General features: G+C 55.8%; 20 protein-coding genes and 1 tRNA gene. 14 read left to right on the forward strand and 7 right to left on the reverse strand.

The features are described 5' to 3' along the window. Nucleotides 1–21 precede the first annotated feature (21 nt). From ACR0AY_RS09225 to ACR0AY_RS09240, 4 genes are read left to right on the forward strand one after another with little or no spacing between them, the layout of a single operon-like run. Nucleotides 22–3,117, forward strand: a complete 3,096-nt coding sequence (locus ACR0AY_RS09225) for an ABC transporter transmembrane domain-containing protein (RefSeq protein WP_170511857.1) — start codon at nucleotides 22–24, stop codon at nucleotides 3,115–3,117. Next, on the forward strand, nucleotides 3,107–4,006 hold the full coding sequence (locus ACR0AY_RS09230) for a type II CAAX endopeptidase family protein (RefSeq protein WP_170511859.1): 900 nt from the start codon (nucleotides 3,107–3,109) through the stop codon (nucleotides 4,004–4,006). The genes ACR0AY_RS09225 and ACR0AY_RS09230 overlap by 11 nt, the downstream gene beginning before the upstream one ends. 59 nt (nucleotides 4,007–4,065) lie before the next feature. Then, nucleotides 4,066–4,998 (forward strand): acetyl-CoA carboxylase, carboxyltransferase subunit beta, encoded by a 933-nt coding sequence (accD, locus tag ACR0AY_RS09235; protein ID WP_170393952.1) that lies wholly within the window; start codon nucleotides 4,066–4,068, stop codon nucleotides 4,996–4,998. After that, nucleotides 4,995–6,269, forward strand: coding sequence for a bifunctional folylpolyglutamate synthase/dihydrofolate synthase (locus ACR0AY_RS09240; RefSeq protein ID WP_170511861.1), 1,275 nt, complete (start codon nucleotides 4,995–4,997; stop codon nucleotides 6,267–6,269). Before accD ends, ACR0AY_RS09240 begins: the two co-directional genes overlap by 4 nt. A gap of 31 nt (nucleotides 6,270–6,300) precedes the next feature. Here ACR0AY_RS09240 and zapE read toward each other — a convergent pair whose 3' ends face one another. Continuing rightward, complete coding sequence (zapE, locus tag ACR0AY_RS09245; RefSeq protein WP_170511863.1) at nucleotides 6,301–7,359, reverse strand: cell division protein ZapE; 1,059 nt, start codon at nucleotides 7,357–7,359, stop codon at nucleotides 6,301–6,303. A 148-nt stretch (nucleotides 7,360–7,507) separates the two neighbouring features. Between zapE and ACR0AY_RS09250 the strand changes: the two genes are divergently transcribed. Next, complete coding sequence (locus tag ACR0AY_RS09250) at nucleotides 7,508–8,749, forward strand: MFS transporter (protein WP_170511865.1); 1,242 nt, start codon at nucleotides 7,508–7,510, stop codon at nucleotides 8,747–8,749. Between the two features lies 1 nt (nucleotide 8,750). Here ACR0AY_RS09250 and ACR0AY_RS09255 read toward each other — a convergent pair whose 3' ends face one another. From ACR0AY_RS09255 to ACR0AY_RS09275, 5 genes are all read right to left on the reverse strand, one after another. Beyond that, a complete protein-coding gene (locus tag ACR0AY_RS09255; protein WP_170422724.1) occupies nucleotides 8,751–9,371 on the reverse strand; it encodes an HAD family hydrolase in 621 nt (206 codons plus the stop codon). Between the two features lie 142 nt (nucleotides 9,372–9,513). Then, complete coding sequence (locus ACR0AY_RS09260) at nucleotides 9,514–9,969, reverse strand: YaiI/YqxD family protein (protein ID WP_170511868.1); 456 nt, start codon at nucleotides 9,967–9,969, stop codon at nucleotides 9,514–9,516. Continuing rightward, nucleotides 9,966–11,426, reverse strand: coding sequence for a Si-specific NAD(P)(+) transhydrogenase (gene sthA, locus ACR0AY_RS09265; RefSeq protein ID WP_170511870.1), 1,461 nt, complete (start codon nucleotides 11,424–11,426; stop codon nucleotides 9,966–9,968). Before sthA ends, ACR0AY_RS09260 begins: the two co-directional genes overlap by 4 nt. Before the next feature lie 3 nt (nucleotides 11,427–11,429). Then, the gene (gene fghA, locus ACR0AY_RS09270) at nucleotides 11,430–12,263 is read right to left on the reverse strand and encodes an S-formylglutathione hydrolase (RefSeq protein ID WP_170511872.1); all 834 of its coding nucleotides are present in this window, start codon (nucleotides 12,261–12,263) and stop codon (nucleotides 11,430–11,432) included. 102 nt (nucleotides 12,264–12,365) lie between these two features. After that, complete coding sequence (locus ACR0AY_RS09275; protein ID WP_170393935.1) at nucleotides 12,366–13,295, reverse strand: AEC family transporter; 930 nt, start codon at nucleotides 13,293–13,295, stop codon at nucleotides 12,366–12,368. A 161-nt stretch (nucleotides 13,296–13,456) separates the two neighbouring features. Here ACR0AY_RS09275 and ACR0AY_RS09280 point away from each other — a divergent pair, with 161 nt between their 5' ends. Then, nucleotides 13,457–14,074, forward strand: a complete 618-nt coding sequence (locus tag ACR0AY_RS09280) for a TetR/AcrR family transcriptional regulator (protein WP_170407287.1) — start codon at nucleotides 13,457–13,459, stop codon at nucleotides 14,072–14,074. A gap of 50 nt (nucleotides 14,075–14,124) precedes the next feature. On the opposite strand, the gene ACR0AY_RS09285 is transcribed toward ACR0AY_RS09280, so the two are convergent. After that, nucleotides 14,125–14,209: transfer RNA gene (locus tag ACR0AY_RS09285), tRNA-Leu, on the reverse strand. A gap of 768 nt (nucleotides 14,210–14,977) precedes the next feature. Here ACR0AY_RS09285 and ACR0AY_RS09290 point away from each other — a divergent pair. The 8 genes from ACR0AY_RS09290 to ACR0AY_RS09325 all read left to right on the forward strand — a co-directional run bounded on the left by ACR0AY_RS09290 (nucleotide 14,978) and on the right by ACR0AY_RS09325 (nucleotide 26,271). Beyond that, nucleotides 14,978–15,391, forward strand: a complete 414-nt coding sequence (locus tag ACR0AY_RS09290) for a hypothetical protein (protein ID WP_170511874.1) — start codon at nucleotides 14,978–14,980, stop codon at nucleotides 15,389–15,391. 2 nt (nucleotides 15,392–15,393) lie between these two features. Continuing rightward, nucleotides 15,394–17,394, forward strand: a complete 2,001-nt coding sequence (locus ACR0AY_RS09295; RefSeq protein WP_170511876.1) for a dynamin family protein — start codon at nucleotides 15,394–15,396, stop codon at nucleotides 17,392–17,394. Between the two features lie 8 nt (nucleotides 17,395–17,402). Beyond that, on the forward strand, nucleotides 17,403–19,052 hold the full coding sequence (locus tag ACR0AY_RS09300; protein ID WP_170511878.1) for a dynamin family protein: 1,650 nt from the start codon (nucleotides 17,403–17,405) through the stop codon (nucleotides 19,050–19,052). A gap of 25 nt (nucleotides 19,053–19,077) precedes the next feature. Further along, nucleotides 19,078–19,479 (forward strand): hypothetical protein, encoded by a 402-nt coding sequence (locus ACR0AY_RS09305; RefSeq protein WP_170511880.1) that lies wholly within the window; start codon nucleotides 19,078–19,080, stop codon nucleotides 19,477–19,479. Between the two features lie 22 nt (nucleotides 19,480–19,501). Continuing rightward, the gene (locus tag ACR0AY_RS09310; protein WP_170407298.1) at nucleotides 19,502–20,365 is read left to right on the forward strand and encodes a hypothetical protein; all 864 of its coding nucleotides are present in this window, start codon (nucleotides 19,502–19,504) and stop codon (nucleotides 20,363–20,365) included. A 68-nt stretch (nucleotides 20,366–20,433) separates the two neighbouring features. After that, nucleotides 20,434–22,476, forward strand: coding sequence for a dynamin family protein (locus ACR0AY_RS09315; protein ID WP_170511882.1), 2,043 nt, complete (start codon nucleotides 20,434–20,436; stop codon nucleotides 22,474–22,476). Continuing rightward, nucleotides 22,473–23,762, forward strand: a complete 1,290-nt coding sequence (locus ACR0AY_RS09320) for a dynamin family protein (protein WP_170511884.1) — start codon at nucleotides 22,473–22,475, stop codon at nucleotides 23,760–23,762. The genes ACR0AY_RS09315 and ACR0AY_RS09320 overlap by 4 nt, the downstream gene beginning before the upstream one ends. 340 nt (nucleotides 23,763–24,102) lie before the next feature. Beyond that, nucleotides 24,103–26,271: a serine/threonine protein kinase gene (locus tag ACR0AY_RS09325; protein ID WP_170511886.1), complete on the forward strand. Its 2,169-nt coding sequence runs from the start codon at nucleotides 24,103–24,105 to the stop codon at nucleotides 26,269–26,271. Nucleotides 26,272–26,391 lie beyond the last annotated feature (120 nt).

The raw sequence follows: 26,391 nt of genomic DNA on the forward strand, positions 1-26,391 counted from the left end.
GGCTCATCATGAGGCAGGGGAATGGAACCCACCCTATTTTCATTCATATGGAAGCATTCGAAAAAACAGCAATTGGTCCTGCTATTGCTGACCGTTTTGTCATTTCCGTTCCTTTACGCTTCGTTGGAGCTTCCTAAGCAGATCATCAATGACGCGATTGGTGCGCCCGCAGACACCGTGACAGTACTCGGTATCACCGTGACACAGGTGCAGTACCTGCTGATTCTGTGCTTTGCCTTTTTGGCAACTGTCATCGCCAGTGGCGTGATGAAAATGCGCATCAATACCATGAAAGGCATTCTCGCCGAGCGGATGTTGCGTCGCCTTCGCTTTACCTTGATCAGCCGCTCGATGCGCTTTCCCAAATCCTATTTCGCCACCACCAGCCAAGGTGAACTGGTATCGATGATCACGTCCGAGGCCGAACCCATGGGCGGGTTGATGGGAGATGCCATCGCGCAGCCCGTTTTTCAGTTCGGCCAGATGATGACGATCGTCACGTTTCTTTTCATGCAAAGCGTGTGGTTTGGTCTGGCCAGTATTGCATTGATCCCTTTGCAGGCTTGGCTGATTCCCAAATTGCAACGTCAGATCAACCTTCTGAACAAGGATCGCATTCAGGAGGTCCGGCGGCTGAGCTCTGAGATTGGCGAAAGCGCTGCTGGTATTAGCGATCTGCGCACCAATGGCGGCTGGCGCTATCGTCTGGCGCAATTCAGCCATCGGCTGGGAACCTTGTTCGAGATTCGCTTTAAGATCTACAACAAGAAGTTCTTCATGAAGTTCCTCAACAATCTGATCACTCAGATGACACCCTTCCTATTCTATTCAGTAGGCGGCTATCTGGCGATCACGGGCGAGGTGACAGTGGGCGCATTGGTCGCTGCGTTGGGTGCATATAAAGACCTCAGCGGCCCTTGGAAAGATCTTCTGACCTACTACAACCAGGTACAGGACATGTCACTGCGCTGGGAAATTGTGACCGAACGGTTTGCCCCATCGAATATGATACCCGAACAGTTGTTTGAGGGCGTCCCCGAGGCAATCCCGCACCTGACCGGCGATATCGAGCTGCGCAACGTGACCGTTCGTGATGATGACGGCAAGACCATACTTGAGGATATTGATCTTACCATTCCCCAAGGCGCTCGGGTTGCGATTCAGTCGAAACACGCTTCGGAACGCAGTGCGCTCGCGCAGTTGCTGACGCGCGAAGTGCTGCCGGTTCAAGGCGAGGTTCTGATGGCTGGCCACAACCTCAACAGCCTGCATCAGGCGGTGATTGCGGCGCGGATCGGCTATGCCTATTCACGCCCTTACCTGTTCGACGGAACATTGGGTGATAACCTGCTAATGCCGCTGCGCACGCATCCTCAACACGAAAGTGGTGCATTGCAGGCCCCCTCACGCCGCCAGATCGAAGCCGTGCGCGCCGGGAACCCACCCGATTCACTGTCCGATGAATGGATCGATCCAAGCCTCGCGGGTCTTGATGACATCGAGGATATTCGCGATTGGTGGTTCCAGCTTGTCGAAGCGATGGGCATTGATGAATTTATGTTCCGGCGCACTTTGCGCTCTCAGTTCGACCCGGAAGTACACCCGGTGCTGGCGAAAGAAATAGTCGATCTGCGAGATACCGTTGCCACACGCCTCCAAGAGCGCGGTTTGGACAAGTATGTCTATCGATTCGATCCTGACCAGTTCAATCCCGCCGTGCCCTTGGGCGGGAACCTGCTGTTCGCTTCACCGACGCATGATATCGCACCGGACATTCTGGCGGGGGACCACCGGTTTCTGTCGTTGCTTACGGGCAATGGCCTGGATGATGACGCGCTCAGCATCGCTCAGGCCGTTCTGGAAACCCTAAACCAGACTTTCGGTCGAGATGGGGCCGATCACCCGTTGTTCTTGCGGCTTGGCATGTCAAAAGACATGTACCACCGTCTGCTCGATATCGAAGAGCGCCGCAAAACCAAGGGCGAAGAAGCCATCGGCGATCAGGAACGTGCGCTGCTGTTGACCGTCCCATTCATGCTGACCGCTGAACAAATCGGCCCAAGTTTCCCTGAGGAGTACAAGGACAAAATCCTTTCCATTCGTCACAGTCAGGCCGTACGGCTGCGGGGCGCTATGGGTGCGATGTTCGTGCCGGTGTCACCGGACGTCTACGTTCCCCGCCTGACAGCAATGGAAAACGCTCTGTATGGTCGGGTATCCATCATGGCTGGTGCTCATGCAGAAGAGATCGAAGATCTGGTCGCGGAGGTTCTGAACGAGGCCGGGCTGCGCCGAAGGGCCGCCGCGATCATCTACGACCTGCCGTCCGGGTTAGGTGGGAATAACCTTCCGACAGTGTTTCAGGAGCGTGCTGCCTTTTCCCGTGCTGGGATCAAACGCCCCGATATCCTGATACTCGACAAGGCACTGGCCAGCCACGACTCTGAAAGCCGCCTGCGGACCCGTCTGAAGCTGCGCGAGTTATTACCCGACTCGATCATGATTTTTATGGAGGATCATTTTGCCCATCCGGAAGCCTATGATTTGTTTGTTGAAATAAAGGACGGTCGCATCGATGGAGTCTCGCGCGTGTCCACCGATGCCGAAGATACCGGGACGGACGACCTGAGCCGGAAACTCAAGATCATTTCTTCTACCGAGTTGTTTTCACGAGTCGATGGGCGCAACCAGCGTCTTCTGGCGTTTTCGGCCCAATGGTACGAGGTCGCGGCAGGTCAAACCATTTTCGCACGTGGCCAGGCTCCCGATGCGGCGTATTTGTGTATTTCGGGTTCGGCGAGCCTGAATTGGCTGAATGAACACGGTGAAATGCGTTCGCTCTCGATAGTAGAACCCGGGCGCCTTATCGGCGATCTTGCGATTATCACCAATGAGCCGCGACAATTGGATTTGGTGGCCCTCACGGATTGCTCGTTCCTGCGGATCGGCGCGGAGGAATTGCGTGCTGTGATTGAAAGTGACGCGGGCGTTGCGATGAGGTTGCTTGAAACCGTGGCCGGATATTTGTCCACGGTGTCCGAGCGGTTGCGTGACCCCAACACTCCAATTGGGGATGACCTGCCTTCTGTAAATGCTGAGCAATCCGATGAGCACTAACGAAAGGCAGGGTGCCTATTCAAGTCATCAGCAATTGCTAGGTGGCGCCCGCAGATATCCCGAGATATGGCGCTTGTTGGCTGGTCTTGCGCTGGTCTCAGTGGTTGTGGTCACGCTCAATGCAATCTTGTTCGCAATCGTTGCCAGTCTTGGCTCATCAGGGTCGGCGGTCACATTCTTGAATGGATCGTCGCCAACAGCGCTCCTTATTGTGCTCTCCAGCTTTATTTTTGTCACTATTGGCGTGGCGTTGGGGGCACGACTATTTCAGCACCGGTCACTTGCCTCGGTCCTGGGCGAACAATCCATCGCAATCTGGCAGTTTTGGCGCGTTGTTCGCGCATTGCTTCTGCTGGGTGCAGTCATATTCATACTCCCCCCCTATGACCTTGGTGCACCATTGGTGGCGAATCTCGCGTTAACCAAATGGCTTTTGCTGCTTCCCTTATCCGCTGTTGCGGTGCTGATTCAGACCAGCGCCGAGGAAATCCTGTTCCGAGGCTATATGCAACAGGGCCTGGCCGCGCGGTTTCGGTCTCCGCTGATCTGGATGGGTCTGCCATCAATCTTGTTCGCAGCTGGCCACTACAGCCCCGCGACGGTCGGAGACAATGCGGTCTTGATTGCCATCTGGGCGTTGACATTTGGGCTTTTGACCGCCGATCTGACCGCGCGAGCGGGCACGCTGGGCCCCGCCATTGCGCTGCATTTCTTCAATAACATCGCGGCTCTGCTTGTCATTTCGCTTCCCGACAACCTTGGTGGCCTGGCCTTGTTCCATCTTCCTTATGAGGCATCGGAGGCCGAAGCGTTGCGACCTTGGTTGCTAGTCGACTTTGCGCTGATGATCGTGGGGTGGCTCACCGCAAGATTGGTCCTCAGGCGCTGATTGCATTTCCCGGCATTGCGTCTTATTTGACGTCAACGCCGCATTATCAAGGTTCCGACATGAACTGGATCACAAACTACGTCCGCCCCCGGATCAATTCGATCTTCTCGCGCCGCGAAGTGCCCGAAAACCTTTGGCACAAGTGTGATGAGTGTGGAACCATGCTGTTCCACCGCGAATTGGCGGAAAACCAGAATGTCTGCACCCAGTGCGACCATCACATGGCAATCACGCCGCGCGATCGGTTCCAACATCTGTTTGATGGCGGTATTTTTTCCGAGGTTGATGTCCCGGCACCGAAAGACGATCCCCTGCAGTTTCGGGATCAGAAAAAATACCCTGACCGCATGAAGGCGGCCCAGAAAAAGACCGGCGAGAAAGAAGCGATGCTGGTCGCCGTTGGCGAAATCGGCCGTACCCCGATCGTGGCTGCCGCGCAGGATTTTTCGTTCATGGGCGGATCGATGGGCATGTATGTAGGCAATGCCATCATTGCTGCAGCACAGGAGGCTGTTAGGCTACAGCGGCCCCTGATCCTGTTTTCGGCAGCCGGCGGCGCGCGGATGCAGGAAGGCATTCTGAGCCTGATGCAAATGCCGCGTACGACGGTCGCAGTGGAGATGCTCAAAGAAGCAAACCTGCCCTATATTGTTGTCCTGACCCACCCGACTACAGGCGGCGTTACAGCCTCGTACGCGATGCTGGGTGACGTTCATATTTCGGAACCCAATGCCCTGATCTGTTTCGCCGGACCCCGTGTGATCGAACAGACCATTCGTGAGAAACTGCCCGAAGGATTCCAGCGCGCTGAATATCTGCTGGATCACGGAATGCTCGACCGAGTGACCAAACGCACCGAGATGCGGGATGAGCTGATCACCATCACCCGAATGCTGATGAAGCAGCCCCCTGCGGTCAAAGGCGACCTTCCTGCGCCCGAGCCGGAAGAAGCCCCAACCGAGGCACCCACCGAGGACGCGGTCGAAAAATGACCTCCCCATCTTCGGATGCCATCCTAGACCGGATGATGGCGCTGCACCCCAAGATCATCGACCTGACCTTGGACAGGGTATGGCGTTTGCTGGCGGCACTAGACAATCCTCAGGTTAAGCTGCCTCCGGTCATTCATATCGCTGGAACCAATGGCAAGGGCTCGACCCAGGCCATGATCCGGGCGGGGCTTGAAGGGGCAGGGCATGCGGTCCATGCCTATACCTCACCTCATCTGGCCCGGTTTCACGAGCGAATCCGACTGGCAGGTGAGCTGATTTCCGAGCCCGACCTTACCGCCGTGCTGGATGAGTGTTACGCCGCAAATGGCGGTGAGAACATCACCTATTTTGAAATCACCACCTGCGCCGCGCTGCTGGCATTTTCCCGCACCAAAGCTGACTATACGCTGCTCGAAGTCGGGCTGGGCGGGCGGCTGGACGCCACCAACGTGATCGAACGGCCCGAGTTGACGGTCATCACCCCCGTCTCGATCGACCATGAGCAGTTCCTGGGCGACACTTTGGGCAAGATCGCCGCTGAAAAAGCCGGAATCATCAAGCCGGGCGTTCCCTGCATCGTCGGCCCGCAGCAAGATGAGGCGCTGGAAGTCATCGAATATACCGCAGCCCGTCTGGGCGCTCCGCTAATGGTCCACGGGCAGCACTGGCATGTTCATACTGAGAACGGTCGCCTTATTTATCAGGACGAAACCGGTTTGCGCGATCTGCCTATGCCAAACCTACTGGGTGCTCATCAGATCGAAAATGCAGGCGCGACGTTGGCTGCGTTGCGCCACCTGCAAATGGGCGATGATGCCTACGAGGCCGCTGTGGCCAAGGCCGAATGGCCCGCGCGTATGCAGCGGCTAAAAATCGGTCCTCTGGTTGAGCAGGCCCCTCAAGCTGAGTTGTGGTTGGATGGTGGTCACAACGCGGCTGCAGGCACTGCTTTGGCCGAGGTTTTAGCGTCACTACCAGAACGTCCCACGCATTTGATTTGTGGTATGCTGAATACCAAAGATGTCACCGGTTATCTCGCGCCATTGGCCCAAAGGGCAGACAGCCTGACGGCCGTATCGATCCCGGGTGAGCAGAATACGCTGAGCGCGGACGAAACCGCCGCCGCTGCTGCTAAGGTGAATCTGGCCGCCGCGACAGCAGACAGCGTCACAGACGCGCTCGCCGCAATCACCGCTCAAACCCCTGATGCACGCATTCTGATCTGCGGGTCGCTTTATCTTGCGGGAAACATCCTTAGAGAAAACGCCTGATGAAAAAGATCCTGCGCCAGGGCAGCAGCCCCTATCTGCCCCAATCCTTGTCTTGCATCTCCCGCAGGCGCGAGGCCGTACGCTCAAACTCAAAAGTTCCTTCCCCTTCGACATAGAGCATCTCGGGCTCGGCGGCGGCGGAACAAATCAGCCGAACTTTCGCCTCATAAAGCGCATCGATCAGGGTGACGAAGCGCTTTGCCTCATTGAAGTTATTGCGTGACAAACGCGGGATGTCTTCAAGAACCAGTACCTTCAGCGCTTCTGCGATAGCCAGGTAATCTCCTGGACCCAACATTCGTCCGCAGAGGTCATAAAACGAGGCCCGTGCAACGCCGTTGCGAAAGGCGGGCAGGACAACTTCGCGACCCTTCACCTGAAGGGCCAGCTCTTCTGCCGGTCCACCCGACAGATCATTCCACACCTCACGAATCTTTTCCCGCGCTTCGGGCCCGATGGGGGTGAAGTAAACCGACGAGCCTTCAAGTCGGTTCTGCCGGTAATCCGTGGGTGAAACCAACTCCCACACTTCCAGTTGCTCTTTGATATGCTGAATGAAAGGCAGAAAAAGCTGCCGGTTCAACCCATCCTTATATAGATCATCCGGATGCCTGTTCGAAGTCGTAACGATAACGACACCACCCTTGTAGAGCAGATCAAACAACCGCCCCACGATCATCGCGTCGGTGATATCGATGATCTGCATCTCATCAAAGGCCAGCACCCGCGCCGATTTGATGACTGCATCGGCCACAGGGACCAGCGCGTCCTCAACGCCGTCTTCACGCGCCTTGTGCAGACCGGAATGGATTTCCTGCATGAACGCATGAAAATGCACCCGTCGAACTGGGATTTCACCCAATGTCTCGACAAACATGTCCATCAACATCGACTTGCCGCGCCCAACACCTCCCCAAAGATACAAACCCTTGGGTGGCGGCGGCGCTTTGCGGAAAAATCCACGCTTAACCGGTTCGGCCAAGGCTGCCCGAATGCGCTCAAACCGGGGCAGCACAGCCTCTTGCGCGTCGTCCCGGGTCAGTGTCCCATCAGCAATAAGATCTTCATAGTGTGAAATTAGATCCGTCATGAGTTGAGCCATACCGATCGCTTCGTGTGTTGAAAAGAAACCTTTTTTCCAGACACATCAATTTTGCTGAACTGGCGTCACAAAACTCCTGAATTGACGCGCCGAGTTGTACCGCTAACGTCTGCTGGAACCAATCTTCGGAGCCTTAATGTCGCAATCCACCCGTTTGCTGAACCCGATCCTGATCGTCGGCTGTATCGTAATTACAGTCAGTTTTGCCGTACGCGCCTCTTTTGGTGTGTTCCAGATACCGATTGCGGATGAGTTCGGCTGGCTACGCAGCGATTTTTCGATGGCGATCGCCATACAAAACCTGGCTTGGGGGATCGGCCAGCCGATCTTTGGCGCCATTGCGGAAAAGATTGGGGATCGGCGCGCCATCGTCCTGGGCGCTCTGACCTATACGGCGGGAATGGTCCTGACGGCATGGTCCGTTACCCCGTTTGAACATCAGATGTATGCCTGGCTCGTGGGTTTCGGGATCGCTGGGACGGGGTTTGGCGTGGTCCTTGCGGTCGTAGGTCGTGCCTCATCGGATGCGAACCGCTCGATGTCATTGGCGATTGTCACCGCAGCGGGCAGTTTCGGGCAAGTCATTGGCGCACCCACAGCAGAGTGGTTGCTGACTTTCTTACCCTGGCAGCAAGTGTTCCTGATCTTTGCGGTGGCTATCCTTGCATTGATCCTGACATTGCCATTCATGCGCGCGCCTCAGCCTATCAGCAGGACGGAGCTAGAGGAGAGTATGGGGCAGATCCTGTCCAAGGCATTCCGCGACCCGTCTTATTCGCTGATTGCGATCGGCTTTTTCAGTTGTGGCTATCAACTGGGCTTTGTCACAGCCCATTTCCCCGCCTTCGTCACCGAGATGTGCGGCCCGATCCAACCCGGAGGCGTCTTACATTCGATGGGGATCACCACAACTTCAGCCTTGGGGGCGATTGCGATTTCGTTGATTGGGTTGGCCAATATCGGCGGAACCCTTTTGGCCGGATGGGCTGGAAATCTCTTTCCGAAGAAGTACCTGCTCGCGGCGGTTTACACCGGCCGAACGCTTGCCGCAGGTGCCTTCATCGTGTTCCCAATCACGCCCTTGTCCGTGATCGCATTCTCGCTTGTGATGGGGTCGCTCTGGTTGGCGACCGTACCGCTAACATCTGGCCTTGTCGCACATCTCTATGGCCTGCGGTACATGGGCACGCTCTACGGGATCGTATTCCTGAGCCATCAGATCGGCAGTTTTCTGGGCATCTGGCTAGGCGGGCGCATGTACGACCAATTCGGTGATTACACCATGGTTTGGTGGATCGGCGTCGCTATCGGAGCGTTCAGCGCCATCATTCACCTGCCCATCCGCGAAAATCGCTCACCAACCGGCGTGACAGCCTGAGCTATGCGGCCTCTTCAGCGGTCAGCAGCCCCTCTGAAACCAATCGATCCGCCCAACCTTGCGGATCGATGAAGTGATGCGTTTGCCATCCGCGCGCCCTTGCTGTTTCGATATTCTCGATCCTGTCATCTGCAAACAAAAGCGCCGAGGGAGGGATGCCGCAATCGGCCTCAACCATTTCGTAAATTGGCATATGAGGTTTGACCGTCTTCATCCGACCCGAGACGTATTGACGATCAAACTCATTCAGAAACGGATAAACGGTAGTGGCATAGTCAAAATTCTGAACCCCAAAATTCGTCAGGGCAAAGACCGGGATCTTCTTGGTCCGCAACGCGCGCAGCAGTCGCGCTGAATGTGGGATCTCGGGCGCGGCCAGTTCGATCCAGTTGTCATGCCACATTCGGATTTCATCGCGCCATTCCGGGTACTTGTCCGCCCAATTGTAAATCGTATCCGTGAAATGATGGCCCTGATCTACCAGATCATTCATCCCATGCAGATCAACCTCGTCAAACATGGCGCGACGACGATCCTCGCCGATTACCCGATCATAATAGCGCTCGGGCTGCCACTCGATCAGCACATTTCCGATGTCAAAGATGACGGCTTCAACGGCCATGACTTAATTCCATACCAGTTCAATCACCACCGACTGAACCAAGCGCAGGTCAGAGATGCAAGCGCCAACCGCAGCGCGGCACGCGCTGCCCAGCCCAACGGGAGGATACGCATCTTTGATGCGATTCTGACCGGCGGGAGCACTACCTGCGTAGGGCAGCGCGTATCTCGCGCTCAAGCGCATCTAGAAAACGCGACCGGTCGGCTTTGCTAAATGGTTTTCCCCCGCCACCTGTCCCCAGCGGATTTGCCGCGCGAAGGTCTGCCATCAGATCGCGCATTGCCAATTGTTGACCGATATTGGCCGCAGTGAAAGCCTCACCACTGGGCCGAAGCACGCGTGCTTCGGCTTCAATACACTTGGCGGCCAGCGGTATATCAGAGGTAACGACAATATCGCCGGTGCCGCAGCGTTCGGCAATCCACTTATCCGCCTCATCTGCTCCCGAGGCGACGATCACGACTTGCACCAACGGGTTGGCAGAGGGGCGTAGCCCTCCGTTTGAGACCAGAACCATCGGCACCTTATGCCGGGTTGCCACCCGTTCAGCCTCGGCCTTGACCGGGCAGGCATCCCCGTCGATGTAAAGCGTCGTCACGCCTCTTTGACCTTTGGTTCTGACTTCGCCTTTGGCGTCGATTTGCGCACCTTGAATTCGTCCGGAATGGGCATCCGGTTAAAGGCATCCAGCCCCGCGATTTTGTAAGCTTCGGCAAGGGTCGGATAGTTGAACGTGTTCTGCACGAAGTAATCCACCGTGCCTTTCAGGTTCAGCACCGCCTGCGCGATATGGATCAGCTCGGTTGCGCCTTCGCCGACAATCTGAACCCCTAAGACCCGGCGGGTCTTGAGCGAGAACAGCATCTTCAGCATGCCATGCTCCAACCCCATGATGTGCCCGCGCGAGGTTTCGCGGAACCGGGCCACACCCACTTCGTAGGGAATACCACGCTCCCGCAGTTCTTCCTCGGACATCCCGCAGGTTGAGATTTCGGGGACCGAGTAGATCCCATACGGATACCAGGGGCTTTCTGGCAGGGTTGGAGTCTCCAGCGCATGACAGGCCGCGACCCGTCCCTGTTGCAACGAAGTTGAGGCCAACGACGGATGCCCGATGACGTCTCCGGTGGCATAGATATGCGGCACCGAGGTCTGATAGGTCTTGCGGTCCACGCTGATACGATTGCGATGATCCGTTTCAATGCCAACCGCGTCCAAGTTCAGCGCCGAGGTCGCCCCCATCCGGCCGGCTGCAAACAGCAGCATCTCGGCACGGACGTGCCGCCCATTGTCCAGCGTGATCTCAACATGGCTACCGGCGTCTTCTATTTTCTCGACGGCTGCCCCCAACCGCAGATCGACGCCATTTTCACGGATCTGATGTGTGAAATCGTGGATCAGTGTCTTGTCGATGAAATCCAGAAACGTCTCGCGCGGTTCGATCAACGTCACCCGGACATCAAGCGCCGAGAACATAGTTGCATATTCAACGCCGATTACGCCCGCACCGATCACGCAGAGCGATCGCGGGATTTCCTCCATCTCAAGGAAATCATCCCCATCGACGACAGTTTTGCCATTGAAAGGCACGTAATCTGGCCGGTAGGTCTTGGTGCCGGTGGCGATCAGGAATTTGGCTGCTGTCAGACGCGTGGATTCGCCTGCATCCGTAGCCACCTCGATCTCGTGTGGCCCCGTGAACGTCGCCAACCCGTTCAGCGTTTCAACATGGTTGCGGTTGAACTGATGCTCCAGCACATCGACCTCATGATCGAGTGTCATGTGCAGCCGTGCTTTCAGATCCTCGGCGCTGATCTGATCCTTGACCCGGTAGGAGCGCCCATAAAAACTGCGCTCGCGCCAGCCTGACAGGTTCAGCACCGTCTCTCGCAAGGTTTTCGATGGGATCGTTCCGGTATGAACAGAGACACCACCAAAACGATCTTTGCGGTCAATCACCAGCACCCGGCGCTGCAATTTGCCTGCCTGAATCGCCGCCGCCCGGCCTGAAGGGCCCGAGCCGATGATGATCAGGTCATAGTCATATTTGCTCATGCCTCAGTCCCCATACAGCGCTTCGGCGTGGAAGGTGATGTGATCCTCCATAAAGGTGGACACGAAATAGTAGGAATGGTCATAGCCGGGCTGCAGTCGGTAAGTGGCCTGCTGGCGACGCTCGGCAATTGCCTGCGCCAGTGCCTCCGGGCGCAACAGATCCATAAACTGATCGTTTGCACCGGTGTCGATCAGGATCGGTCCGTCAAAGCCTGTGCTTTTCATCATCGCCGACGCGTCATGCTTGGCCCATGCGGTCTCATCAACGCCCAGATACGCGCTGAGTTGCTTGCGGCCCCAATCCGCCCCCATGGGGTTCGAGATCGGCGAGAAGGCCGAAACAGAGCGGTAACGCCCGGGCAGGTTCATCGCCAGCGTCAATGCGCCATGCCCACCCATCGAATGTCCTGTGATGGCCTGACGATCAGGATCAATCGCAAAGTTCTTGGCCAGAAGGGCCGGCAACTCTTCGGCAACATAATCCCACATGTTGAAGTGAGGCGTCCAAGGGCCTTGCGTGGCATTGACATAGAACCCTGCACCTTGGCCAAGGTCATAGTCCTCGTGATCCGCCACACCTTCGCCGCGTGGCGAGGTATCGGGGAATACCAGAGCAATGCCTTGTTCGGCCGCCCAGCCCTGGGCACCCGCCTTCGTCATGGCATTTTCATGGGTGCAGGTCAGGCCCGACAGGTACCACAGAACAGGAACGGGGCCGTCCTTGGCTTCGGCTGGAAGAAACAGGCCAAATGTCATATCACATTTGCAGGCCGAGGAAGCATGGCGATAAACGCCCTGCACACCACCAAAACAGGCATTTTCCGAAAGGGTTTCCATCAAGCTGATCCTTACGTTGTTTCCGGGCCATGGCTACCGGTCTGCAGCGTCGGCGTAAAGTGCAGCCACCTCTGGAAAGCTCATTTTTCGAAAAGGTGAAGATCAGAATCCGCTGACCCATCCTATCGCCAGCGGGACGGTCAGAATGCTGGCGATGGTAGATAACAGGATGGCAGCAGATGCCCGTTGCGGGGCAACACCGTAGTGCGCGGCCAGCATGTAAACATTGCCTGCAACTGGTAAAGACGCCGCCGCGATTGCGACCATCGCAGGGAATGAGGCAACCGGGATCAGCCAAATCACCATAAGTGCCACGAAAAACGGATGCAGCACCAGTTTGCAAAAACTCAACCAGCCCGCGATCTGGATGCGCTCGGCCGATTTGTCTGCCAGTGACGCCCCGATGGCAAACAGCGCCCCCGGCGTAGCCGCACCGCCCAGAATTGTCAGAAAATCATTAAGCGGGGCTGGTACAGGCACCTCTAACGCAGACCAGATCAATCCGGCGGAGATTGACAAGATCATGGGGTTTCTCAGCAGGCCAATCCCGATCAGGCGCATCGTCCCCAGGCTGAGCCGACCATCGCGGCCACCGTTGATCAGAATCACGATCAATGAGGAAAACACAACCAGATCAACTGTCAGCACCAACATCACGGGACCAATGGCAGCTTCGGAGAATAACAGCGCAAGCATGGGCAGGCCCAGAAACCCAACATTGCCAATAGCAGCACATTGCGCCTCGACCGCGGCGGTGGGGATGTCCAGCCCTCGGAGATAAGCGATAGCCGTCGCCAGCGCATAGACGCCAGCAGTGCCGATCAGATACCCGATCACCAGCCGACCGTTGAAAATTTCGGCAAAGGGCAGGGTGGCGGCAAACCGAAATAGCATAGCCGACAAAGCAAAGAAAAACACGAACTTGGTTAGATATGCTGTCGCCTCGGGAGGGAAAAACCGGCTGCGTCCGGCCCAGAACCCCAGGCCGATGATTGCGAAAAAGGGGAGAGTGCGCAGAAATATCTCGACCATGGCAACGTGTTAACATGGCTGGTCTGGCTCGCAAGGTTGACGCACGGTCGGCGGTACGATTGAAGCCGTAACGTTGTGCCAAAACCGCTATCGGAGTGAAAAGCGTTGAAACTGAACCGAACGGTTTATAGTGTTGCAGGATATCGCAATCCGGAGACACCATGACCCAAGCCGCCACCATCCTGCGTACAGGCCGTAAATTCGACCAGGTGTTACGTGGGGCCCGAGAGGTTTTCATGGCGGATGGGTTTGAAGGTGCAAGCGTCGATGACATCGCGCGTGCGGCGGGTGTTTCGAAGGCAACGCTATACAGCTATTTCCCCGACAAGCGACTGTTGTTCACCGAGGTTGCCCAGACCGAATGTCGCCTGATGTCCGAGCGCATCCTGTCGATGATCGATGAGACCAAGCCAGCCCGCGAGGTGCTGACGATAGCAGCCACTCAGCTTACGGCTTTTCTCGTCTCGGACTTCGCGCAACAGGTCTTTCGCATATGTGTGGCCGAACGCGACCGATTCCCCGAGCTTGGTAAAGCGTTTTATGAAGCAGGACCGAGGAACGGCCAACGCCAGATGGCCGAATATTTGACCAAGGCGGTTAGCAAAGGTGAGTTGGCGGTTGAAGACGTCAACATCGCGGCCGAGCAGTTTTCTGAACTGTGCAAAGTCCGACTATGGGGCCGCGCGGCGTTCGGTATCCAAAATCGATTTGACCAGAACGAAATCGACGAGGTCGCATTGCAGGCCGTCGACATGTTTATGGCCCGCTACGGCGTTTGAACTGCGTAAGTTCGCCAGCGATAAGTCACATTGATGGTAAGAAGTCGTGTTGGTGCGGGTGGAGGGACTTGAACCCCCACGCCTTGCGGCGCCAGAACCTAAATCTGGTGCGTCTACCAATTTCGCCACACCCGCAACCCGATGCCGAAGCACCGCGACGACGCGCTGAATAGCAAAGCTTTTGAATGAGTGCGAGAGGTAAAATCAAGCGAGAGGGCAGTTTATTATCGTCTCGCTGGAAACAATCTTTTGCCCAAGTAAGTTTAACCAGAACTCGCATGTGCCAAATGTTAAAGAACGTGCCTTGGACAGTGAGAATGCGGTTTGGCCAGTCTTTTCAGCACGAACAGTGCTCAGGTGCTGGTATTGGTCGTAATTTCACCTGTGTGAAGGCCCGTTTTCTGGTCCTTCTTTTTGTTTCCATTTAGCGAACATTTATCGCAATTTTTCTCTTTATCTTAAACTCGCATACGTTGAGTCGCTCAGAGATTACTTTGTGTGGGGCACATTTCAAAAAAGTGTAACTTGAGGTGAGTGGTTTCGTATCGAATTTCAATCAGAGGTTCCTTCGATCACAGAAATAGAAATTATTTCTATATATTTCAAAAAAGTAAGAAGCAGCATGTAAATCCTTGACGCCACGGAACCTCGGACTTTTTAACAAGCAATCAAAGCCATAAAAACTTGGACAACTCGTCAACGTCGTGGCTTACACTCTCATAGGTTGAGGTTTTTCTATGAGACGCCATCATAATTGTGCCACATTTCAAACGCCAAAATATCCTATTCGCGTCAAAATAACACCGCGGTAATCGTAATTGATTGGGCGCAGGAGTTAATGAGTCTTTTTGCCTTCTGGCACCGTGCGAGTTTCTGCTCAACTCCAGAACAAGGGTCTCTGTCGTGACCAACCAGATCAAATCCGTTGCTTCCGAGCAAGACGCTGTCAGCCTTGCGCGTGAAAGCTTTATTGGCGAACTGAAAACCCTGAACCGTCAGCACCCTGGCACAGGATTCGGCGTCGCTCTCCGTACGCATTCGGGCAATCGCTACTTGCTGGCTAATGCCCGCATGCCGCTGCCTGTCAACAAAACAGATGATTTTCCGACCGGACGCCGTGTGGCTTGTTTGGAAAATGGTGAAGGCTTCAGTTCAATCGAAGTTCTGGCTGATTCTTTCGCATATGAATCGATTTCACCGCGAACCGAGGCCGCAATCCTCGGCAACGCGCTGGACCTGATCGCACGAATCGACACGCTTGCAAGCCTGCCTGACGGGGCAGGGAACCACATCGCTGCAACTGGTACCGGAGGCTGACCATGGCGCGTAACGACCACCTTCTGTCTGTCGGAAACGAGTCCCTGTCTGAGATGACAGAGGCAATGACCTCGTTGACGACACAGATCGACCAACTGACAGAGGTGGCGGATGCGCGGTCTTCCGCACGGCTGGCTGCGCTCAAGACCAAAATGGAGAATTTCACCGCCAGTGTCACGATGGTCGGGCAGGTGAAGGCCGGCAAATCCTCTATCGTGAACATATTGGCCGGGCGGCCAAATCTTTTGCCTTCGGATGTGAACCCGTGGACCTCGGTGGTTACAACGCTGAACATCAACACCCGCACAGAAGGCGACACCCGTTCCAAATTCACATTCTTCGAGCAGGAAGAATGGGATAATCTGATGGTTGGCGGCGGTCGTCTGGGCGAGTTGGCCAATCGAGCCGGTGCCGATGATGAGATGGACGATATTCGCCGTCAAATCGGCGAGATGAAGGCCAAATCAGAAGAGCGGCTTGGGAAGCACTTTGACCTGATTCTCGGTCAGAGCCACCAGTATGATTACTTCGATGATGAACTGATACAGCGGTATGTGTGCCTTGGGGATGAGGATGACCCGGATATCGACCCCAAGACGGGCCGTTTCGCCGATGTGACCAAATCGGCCGAGCTGTTCATGGATATCCCGCAATACCCGATCTCGCTCAAGCTCTGCGATACCCCAGGTGTGAACGATACCTTTATGGTACGCGAACAAATCACCCTACGCAGCCTGCGTGGATCAGAGGTGTGTGTTGTTGTTTTGGCTGCCAGCCAGGCGCTGACTACGATGGACATGGCGCTAATGCGGATCATCGCGCAGTTCGAGAACCGCCAGATCATCCTGTTCGTGAACCGCATCGATGAATTGTCTGACCCGGTCAATCAAGTGCCTGAGATACGTGATCGTATTCAAGATACACTGAAACAGAACAACATAGACGCCAACACCAGCGTTGTTTTTGGCAGCGCTCTGTGGGCCGAGGCTGCGCTAACCGGAAACCCGGACATTCTAACTGAGGAATCGCGCGAGGCGTTGAACACCTTCTATCTGGCGGCTGGATTTGGCGATCAGGCTGCATCGCTGGATAAGATCTGGGCGCTATCAGGATTGCCTGATCTGCTGCTCGCCATGAATGAGCGTATCGCTGAGGGTGCAGGAACGCGTCTTTTGGATCGCGTTCGCCATCGGGCGCGCAACATTGCCAGCCAGATCCGGGCGACTGCAGTGGCCAAGACGCTGTCTAACTCTGACGGTATCGTTCGGGATCTGGACGGTGCGTCGCCCGAAGAAGCGATCGCAAAGGTTTCGGCTGAGTACGAAAAGAAAGCCTCGGAACTGACAACCAAGCTTCGCGACAAGGTATTAGAGCGACTTGCGTCTGCGGAAGCAAATTTTGTCAAACGTGCGACGGATTCTCTGATCTCACATCTGGAACAGAATGGTGAGCAGGGTACATGGCAATATGATCCGGCAGGTCTGCGCACCTTGCAGAAGGCGGCATATTTCAGCTTTGCCCGATCCATGCGTAAGGATGCCGGTGCTCTGTATTCGGCTGCTGCAGCGGACGTGGAGGCACTGTATCAGAAGCTGCTGGGCAACCACTTGGGTGAATTCAACATTGAAGCTCCGATCGTGCCGCGTGTACCCCCGCCATTAGGGATTGGCCGCACAATCGCACTGGACCTGCAGAGCACATGGTGGCGACGTTGGTGGCAACGCCGCAAAGGGTTCGAAGCCTATGCCGCAGATTATACGCGACTGATCGCGTCGGAGGCGAACTCGATCACCAAAGACATCGAGGAAAACCAGATCGCCGCCGTCCTAGAGAACGTGCGGGCCGCGCTGACCGACTTTATTGCCGAACAGAAAGACACGCTGCTCAGTATCTCGCAATCGCCTGAAAGGGCTGCGGCCCAGATGGCCGAGCAGAAGCCGCAGAAATCACGTGACGATATTCTGGGCGATATCCTGAAAGACCTTAGTAACGAAGCAGCATAAGAAGAGTTATGGTAAAAGAATCACAAACCCGCTTCGTCTCTCCCAAGGCTTGGAACCGCATCGAGCAGTGGTCCCGCCGCAAACCTGTGTTTGCGCTCATGGGGGAATTCAGTGCAGGCAAATCGACGTTGATGAATTTCCTGCTGCGCAAACAGGCACTGCCGACGCAGGTCACAGCCACGCAACTGCCGCCGATCTGGTTCAGCTGGGGCAATCGACCCGCCTATATCAAACGCCATGATGGTAGTACGCAGAATATCGAATTGGATCAGCTTGAACAGGTTGGTGTCAACGACGCCCAGTTCATTCGCATCTTCCTTGAAGCCGATATTCTTGAAGCGGTCGACCTGATCGACACACCCGGCATTTCGGACCCGAAGATTTCGACGGATGTCTGGCAACGCGCAGTTGGCCAGGCCAATGGTGTGTTGTGGTGCACGCACTCGACCCAAGCTTGGCGCGAGACTGAACGTGCCACTTGGGTTTCGCTGCCAGAACGTCTGCAGCACAAGTCGCTGTTGTTGGTGACGCGCGCAGATGCCTTGAATCAGAAAGACCGTCAAAAGGTCTTACGCCGTGTAAATCGGGAAGCGGGTCATTTGTTCAATCGCACGATCCTGTTCTCGGCCCGCGATGCCATCATGGCCCGTGACAAAACCGGCGACGCCGAGCTGTGGTCACGCAGCGGCGGCGGCAAGATGGTCGACAGTTTCCTTGAGATCACTGAGCAGATCATGGACAGCCGTGCGGATATGCTGTCGCGCTATCAAATTGACAAATCCCTGTCAGACGCACCCAAAATTCAGCCATCGCGGCCCGAGAAAACCTCTGGCGAAGCACCGCTGAAACTTGTCACGCCGATGGAAGATGACTCTGCCGAGAATGATGTGGTTACAAGTTTCCCGGTACGCCCTGCCCGCGTGGAACGCCGCACCGAGGAGTCCGGACAGGCGCGGATTGATGCAGAAGAAGCCGAGCGGATGCGCGCGGAAATGGCTACCGAAGCGGAGCCCGCTGATGAAGACTTACGTGCCTTGTTCTCTGACAAGACGGAAGATCCGCTGGATCTGAACCTCTTGGCAAACCCCATCACCGACGTGGATGAGTTTGATTTCATGGATGACGATGATGAGGAAGAGCAGGAAGATGCCGAACTGATCGTCTTGGGTGAAGAAGAGGACGAAGCGGAAGCAGTCGAAGCTGCGGACACCGAACAAGAGCCGTCGGAGGACGCCGAAGAATCATCAGATATCGAAGTATCGGTTTCGTCGATTACGGCCCTGTTGGCGGAACAGTCGGAAAACTCGGCAGACGAATATGAACCGGAGCCCGAATCGAATGCGCTGGCTCCAAACCGCGTCGTATCAATGGTGGGTGAAGCTGCTGCCGAAGAGATTGAAGATGCAGCCGATGACAAGGCAGATGATTTGGGCGATCGCCTCATAGAAACGCCACTCAGTGCTGCAGCAATGTGGGGTGAAATCGTGGCGCGTGAGAACCTGCCTGACGATGCAAATGGCCTGAAAAGCGCCTTTGCAGCATTCTTGTCCGAGTTTGACCAGATTGCGTTGGAACATGACGCTAAGCGGAATCAAGACATACCGCGCGCCGTTTCTGAGGCTCGCAAGAACGGCGGAGCGGAGTGGCATGCGATTTAGATTAAACCCGAAGGTGGGCATCTGAATGTCGATTGACTCTGCTCTGGCTTCGGCCATCGAAACCATACCCGACTGCATCGCAGCCGGGTATGTCGACATGGAGACCGGCATGTTATTGGGCGTCGACGCGGCGGACCAAGACAGCGCTGATGCGCTCGAAAATCTCGCACTTGCAGTAGCTAATCTGTTTCAGGGACGCGGTATGAAGGGATTCGAAGAACTCCTGCGTGCGGCAAAAATCGACGATACTGAACACCCCGGATTTGGGGAAATCGCGGTGTTCTCAAACGACCGGCTGCACATCTTTCTCAGGACAACAGAATATCCTGATCACGTGGTATGCTATATCTGCCGCGACAGCGCGAATGTCGGGCTGGCGCTTACGAAATCACATCTCAGCCTCGGGCCGGTGGCGGCCGCGGTGTAGACGGGACCAGAGGGGGTCACGCATGATGGATAGTGAAATACTGGATATGCTCGAAGGGATCGGGCGGACTTCGATCGCGCGCTTATCGCCTGCAATCTACCTATCGGGTAGCAGCGCACTGTTACGCCGGAATGAGGTGCTGGGGGCCATCCGGGGCACGATCTTGCCTCGGCGTTTGGAATTTACGGCGGCTGACGGGGCAACTTTGGCTATCGAAGTCAACAGCTCTCGGGTCACCGACGTATTCCGCTGTGCTTCGGGCCCTGTCCCGGATTTTGAAACCGAAGCACGCGAAAAACTGATCGAACGACTGGCGCAAGTGGTGTCGGAAATTGCAACGGCACCCGGCCCGCTTGAGTTGGTTTCTCTGCGCCCGGATACGGCGCTTGAGGCTGATGACGTAGGGGTTACCTTTTCGGAGGTCGAAGCGGCCTGCGCGCGGATTGAACTAATCGAAGAGCCGCGCATGGCCATCGTTTCCGACCAGACCTTAGAACCAGAAGCCCAGCCAGAAACTGCGTCACAAGGCGCCACCAGTATTGCTGGAAAATTCTTTGAGGGCGCGGATCGGTTCGCATTAGGTCGAATACTGATTGGGTCGACTGAAGACGAGATGCAATTTGACGGGTTGTGTGCGCAAGGCCAAGACGCACATCCGGACACGGATATATTGGCCCGATTCACCCGGGATCTGGCGGGATGGCAGGCCGATGGTTCCGATGCTTTAACTGATCCACAGCTGATCGTCATTCGCCCGACAGGTGGACAAGGCGCGGGTCTCGCCATTTTGTGCGACGGTCAGGAAACCGCCGCCGCCGTTCATGACGCCCGCAAGCTGGGCGCTGTCGTCAACCTATGGAAAACATTGAATAGCGCCGTTGAATAACCGCGTTCCTGCCAAATAGTGTCCACTTTGCAAAGTTAAACAAAATACGAGTTACCAGGGTAAATCTTATGAGTGAGTTAAACCGCCGCGAGCTTATTCGCATCGCAGAAGACATGAACGGGACGAGCAATGACGAAACGCGTCACTTCATCTCGCGCATCGTTGACGACTTGTCGAACCTCAAGCCTTCGATAGCATTCGTAGGTCAAATCAAGGCCGGAAAATCGCGCTTGATCAACGGTTTCACCGGGCACGCAGAATATCTGCCCTCGGACGTGAACCCATGGACGACAGTGATCACCGACATGCATTTCGGTCATCCGTCCGGTCGGACGTCGGGCGCCGAGTTTCATTTCTTCGACAATCGCCAATGGCAGGCCCTGATCGCCGAAGGTGAAGAGTTGCGCAACATGTTCCCTGATGAAGAGGACAGCTACAAGCGCGAGATGATCGAAGAGCAGGTCGAGGCAATGAAAACCCGCGCCAAGCTACGCTTGGGGGAAAGCTACAAACACCTTCTTGGCGAGCATCACGATCTGGATGAACTGACCTCGGATGACCTAGCGCGCTATGTCTGTGCCGGGGATGACCCGACAGATGAAGACCAGTATGACCCCGGTTCAGATCGGGGCCTTTACAGCGACATCACCCGTAAGGCCGAGGTCTATTTTGACATTGGCCATTTTCCGTATCCGGTGACAGTCACAGACACACCCGGTGTCAATGACCCGCTGCTGATCCGTGAAGAGATCTCGCGCCAGTATCTCAAGGAATCCGACTTTTTCGTCGTCGTGCTGTCTGCGCATCAGGCGTTGTCGCGGGCCGATCTGAAGCTATTCCGCCTGATGCAAGCGCTAGAGCTTGGTCAGATCGTGGTCTTCATCAACCGCGTGGACGAATTGGGTGGTGGCGCCGAAGATGCCGGCAAGGTGCGTACTGACGTATTGGATGGGCTCGAGCAGGCGCTTGGCAACTCGGAGATTGACGTTCTGATGGGCAGCGCCCAATGGGCCCATTATGCGCTGACCGGGGATGAAACCGGAATCGACCATGATCAGATATTGGCGTGGTTGAGGGCGCATCCCGAACAGATGAAGCAATATCTTGACGGCGTCGAAGAGATCAAACAAGGTCCCGGCCCCATCAGCCGCGAAGGTGTATTGCGATTTGCCGCGATGATCGCGTCGGGCCTGCCCGATCTGCGCCGTCATGTGACCAAAGCCCTGACCGAAGGACCGCGCCAAGAACAGCTTAATATTGCGTGGCAGCACCTCAACAGTTTTGCCCAAGGTGAGCTTGAGCGCAGCACTGCGCGGCTTCGTGCGATTGAAGAAAAGGATGGTCCCGACACAGCGGATGTCGAAGAAAACAACAAAACGCTTTCTGAGTTGCGCGCGCTAGTTGAAGATAAATCCAAGGCCATCACCAATGATATGGACGATGTACTGGCCAATTTGCGAGGTGTTATGGATGACACCGTCGCCGAGGCTGTCTCGATCGTTGTGCGCGGCCCTGATGGGCAATCGCCTTTGCTGGCCAAAGACGGAGATACCGAGCTGAACTTTACGCCTCTGCGTGAGCGGATGCGCGAGCTTGTCCAGGGCGCGACACAGGTGGTACGGCAGCGCATGCTTAGTGAGCTTTACGCGATCGATATGCAGACCAATGCTGCTTTGCGCGCCTTGCCCGGATGGCAGGAACCCGTGGACAATCGCATGAATACCAGCGCGGTGCGTTGGTTCCGTCCGAATACAAGCGCGCTGACGCGTGGCATTACGGTTGAGTTACGTGTGACATGGCTGTCGCGACTGATATCGCGTCGCAGTGTGTTGAACCGCGCCGAACGGATGATCGTTCAAGAGTTTGAGATGATCGGAGACGATCTTGTAGATACCGCCAGAAGCGACCTGATCGAACGGATGAAAACCGTTCTTGACCACTATATGGCGCTGCTGGCCGGGCATCTGGAACATCGCTCAGGCCCCGATGGGTCGAACGCGCGCGCCGAAGCGCAACGTGCGGTTGACCAAGCGCGGCGCATCAGCGATGAACTAGGGGCGGTGCACGGAACTGCACCCGTGGACACTCGACAGGCAGAGGCCGCAGAATGATTGAATTCCCCGGAACCGAGAAGGAAGTGCGCCAGCTAGAGCGTTTCCTGACCGCCACCGAAAATGCACCCTCATCGGCAGAGCTGGATGATATGCGCGCCCGCGCGCTGGCCCATGCCGAGCGGCTTTCGAACGCGGTTTCCATTGGTTTTGCCGGGGAGTTTGGAGCCGGAAAGTCCAGCCTTGCCAACATGCTGGCGGGGGCAGACATTCTGCCCACCGGGCCGCAGCATCTGAAATTGCCCCTGGTGATCGTGGCCTATGCCGATACGCCTGAGACAACCGTTGGTTGGTGGGACAAGGAACCCAAAGTCTATTCCGGCATAGCGCTGGAAAAGGCAGCGGCGGATGAACCCGATTTCATCTCGGTCGGGTTGAATACCCCTGCCCTGCAGGAGATTTCGCTGTTTGATTTGCCCGGTGCCGGTGCACTGGATGATACCTACAAACAGACTCTAAATTTGCTCGACTATGTGGATTGTGCGATCTGGTGCACCAATGGCACCAACGCCTGGCGTGAAACCGAACGCCATTTGTGGTCGCAGGTCCCTCAAAAGCTGCGCGATAACAGCTTGTTGGCTGTAACACATGCCGATTTGCCTCCGGTGCGGGATGCTCTGGATCGGGTAGTCGCACGCCTGAACAAGGAGAAGGGCGATTTGTTTCGCGCGGTTGTGACCATCGGCACCCCGGTAGCGGTACGGGCCATGGAACAAGAGCCTGAACCCGACTTTGCTTTGTGGGAAACCTGTGGCGGGCAGAACTTGGCAGAACAGGTTTTGCACATAGCCTCTGATCACCGTCGCCATGATCTTGAGGCCGCCCAAAAAGATCTGGCTGAAGAGTTTATGCCTTATCTGGAGAACCTTACTGGTGCGGCTTCGACAGATGGCGCTGAGGCCGACGGCAATACTGTGCAGGCAAGCCTAGAGGCCGCCCTGCCCCCCCTGGACAATCCAATCCTTGAAGACTGGCTTGCGGCCATCGCCAGCATTTACAACGATCTGCGCGAAAGCTCAGATATTGAACCGGCGGCCTTCCTGCAAAGCTGTCAGGAAATCGTCGAGGATTTTGCCGAAAGGTTAGAATCTGGTACCGAAATCGATCCCAAAGCAGACTGGATTCCGGCCGAGTTTGAAAAGGCCACTGACCTGTTGCTGTTGCTGCAGTTTGAAACCGGGGACGCACCGCTGAAGGATGCAATAAGCATTCTCGCACAACTCAGCGACAATCTGGCTTGGGCAGGCAGCTCTGTTGCGTCGGCGCCCCCAAAAACCGGCACATAAGTTTTTCCCGCTTGAATTGAGCCGCATCGCAGCGATTCGAAGCGTTCGGAATCAGCGCGATATTGTTTCGAATTCGTGGACCAAGCGTCTATTTCGGCGGTATAGAATCCATTTCTTCCATCAGGCGAACACAACATATTGTGGTATGAGGATCTGTACTCACTATATAGGCGATTTTGATTTTTGTGATCCATAGTGAAGCCATCAGGCGGCCCCAATAAAGTCAAATTTGAAACGTCTAACCGTTTTAAGTGTCCTGCGGTTGTGTTTGGTTGTGAGTTCGCGGGCTGAAGCCTTGGTTATCTATGCCGCAATAAACGAGTAGAATGGGCGGGAAGAAATGAGCCACAACCAGGCGGTCGGCGCAACGCACGACGAACCTCAGATCGAAGGATTGCAGCCAGGCGCAAAGCTGCTGCGCGGACAGTATGAAATCCTCCGGTTCCTAAGCAACGGCGGGTTTGGGATCACCTATCTCGCGCGCGATAGTCTGGATCGCGATGTGGTCATCAAAGAATGCTATCCGGGGGCGCTCTGCCAGCGGAATGGTGATCTGGTCGAACCTGCCAACCCCGACCACAAAGAAGACCTGCGCGCCATTATCGACCTGTTCATTCAGGAAGCACGCAACCATGCGCGGCTGGTTCATCCCAACATCGTCGACGTGCATCAGGTGTTTGAGGACAACGACACCGCTTATATCGCGATGGACCTGATCCGCGGATGCGATCTTCTGGATTATGTCGAAAAACCCGAAAACAAGAGCGGACCGGACTTTATCGTTCAGGTCACCGAAAAAATGCTGTCTGCGGTGTCGTTCATTCACCAAAGCGGCATGCTACATCGCGATATTTCACCCGACAATATCCTGATCGATGAGAATGGCGAACCCATCCTGATCGACTTTGGCGCAGCACGCGAGCAGGCGGCACACAAGTCAGCGGCGCTATTGACGCTGCGCGTGATTAAGGACGGGTATTCGCCGCACGAATTTTATGTGCGTGGCGCGGATCAGGGCCCCAGCAGTGACCTCTATGTACTGGCTGCAACGCTGTATCATGCGATCAGCGGCGAGCGACCGATTGATGGCCAGACACGTTTGAATGCGTTCAACAACGGCCAAGACGATCCTTATGAACCGCTGACAGGGCGATTCAAAGGTTATCCTGACGGGTTCCTTGAGGCGATCGACAAAGCAATGGAAGTGCACGCCACTGACCGTGTGCAAACCGCATTGGACTGGCTGCGTATGTTCCGTGGTCCCGGTGTGATGTTCGACAGTTTCGCGTATCGCCCTGTTTCGGTCATTGTTGGCATGGATCGCAAAGACGAAGAGGCCGAAAAAGAACGGATCAAAGCCGAAAGCGAGAATGCGGAGGCCGTCGTGACCGCGCTGCTGGCCGGGAACTCTGATCTGGCCCTCGGGAACGAGGAAAAAACGGAAGACACTCTTGCTAAATTTGCACCTCAGGACGAGGCCGTTGCTGCAGTCGACACCGTTGTAAAAAGCGGCTCGGGCGGCAGTGGCAAGATGATCGCGGGTATCGCGATTGTATTGGCGGCTCTGGCCGGAGGTGGATACTTCGTAATGACGGGCGATCAGAAATCGCCCGAGGCAACGCCGGTGACTGCAGAGGCTCCGACTACTCCGGTGCCCGCAGAAGCAGCTCCGGAACCTGTCGAGCAGACCGCCGAAGCCACAACAGAGCCGCAACAGGCCGAAGTCGCTTTGGCATCAGAACCAGAAGCGGCGCAGGAACAACCTGTCGAGCAGGCTAATGAGGTGCCGGAAGCCGCCATTGTGTCAGAGCAGCAACCCGAAGAAATCGCCTTGGTGGAACCTGAAGTGGCGGAACCTGCGGTTGAAGACATCACACCCATCGCACCTGCGACGCCGGTAAATCTCGCCGAAAACCAGGTCGCATTTGGGCACTGGGATATTGAGATTCCATTCACGATGTCCAAGCGTCGCAGCTCGACCGGGAGTGTCATTGCCATCAATGCATTGAACGCCGGGCAAGATAGGTCGGTGATCGGGGATTGGGTCGAACGGGGCGCTACGATTTTTACTCTGAATGGTGAACCTATTCGTCCGGACACAACGCTTGCATCGTATGTTCTAGATAATTTCTCGGTCGATCCAGACGGGTATATCCGTGTAGCAGCGCGCTATCGCAGTCTGGGCGAAACACGCGCGCAGAATGGATTGCTGGCCCTGCCCGCCTTCCGCAGTTTTGGCCTTCTGAACGGTTATTCGTTTGATGTGGCTCATGCGGGCGAGGCAGGTTGGCAAACCGTCGTCGCATCTGTTCCGGAAGAAGTTGCTGGCAGTTTGCAGCGGGGGGATGTGCTGCTGCGCGAAACACAGACTGGTGTCTCGATCAATGAGCCCGAAAGTCTGGACGGCATCCTTGCTCAACTTGTTTCCGACAACCAACCCGAGGCGCGCCTAAGCATTCTGCGCAACGGAGCTGAAAGTACTGCGGTCATGCAACTAACGCAGGAGTGATCGCCCAGTTGATGTGACTATCGCCAGTTTCAGTGTGCTGGGGGTGCCGCCCATCGCGTCACCCCGTCGGGGACCAACCCGTCGCGACGTAAATGTTTCTCTGTTTCCTCTTCATCAGTG

Source organism: Ruegeria sp. A5, assembly GCF_056543005.1.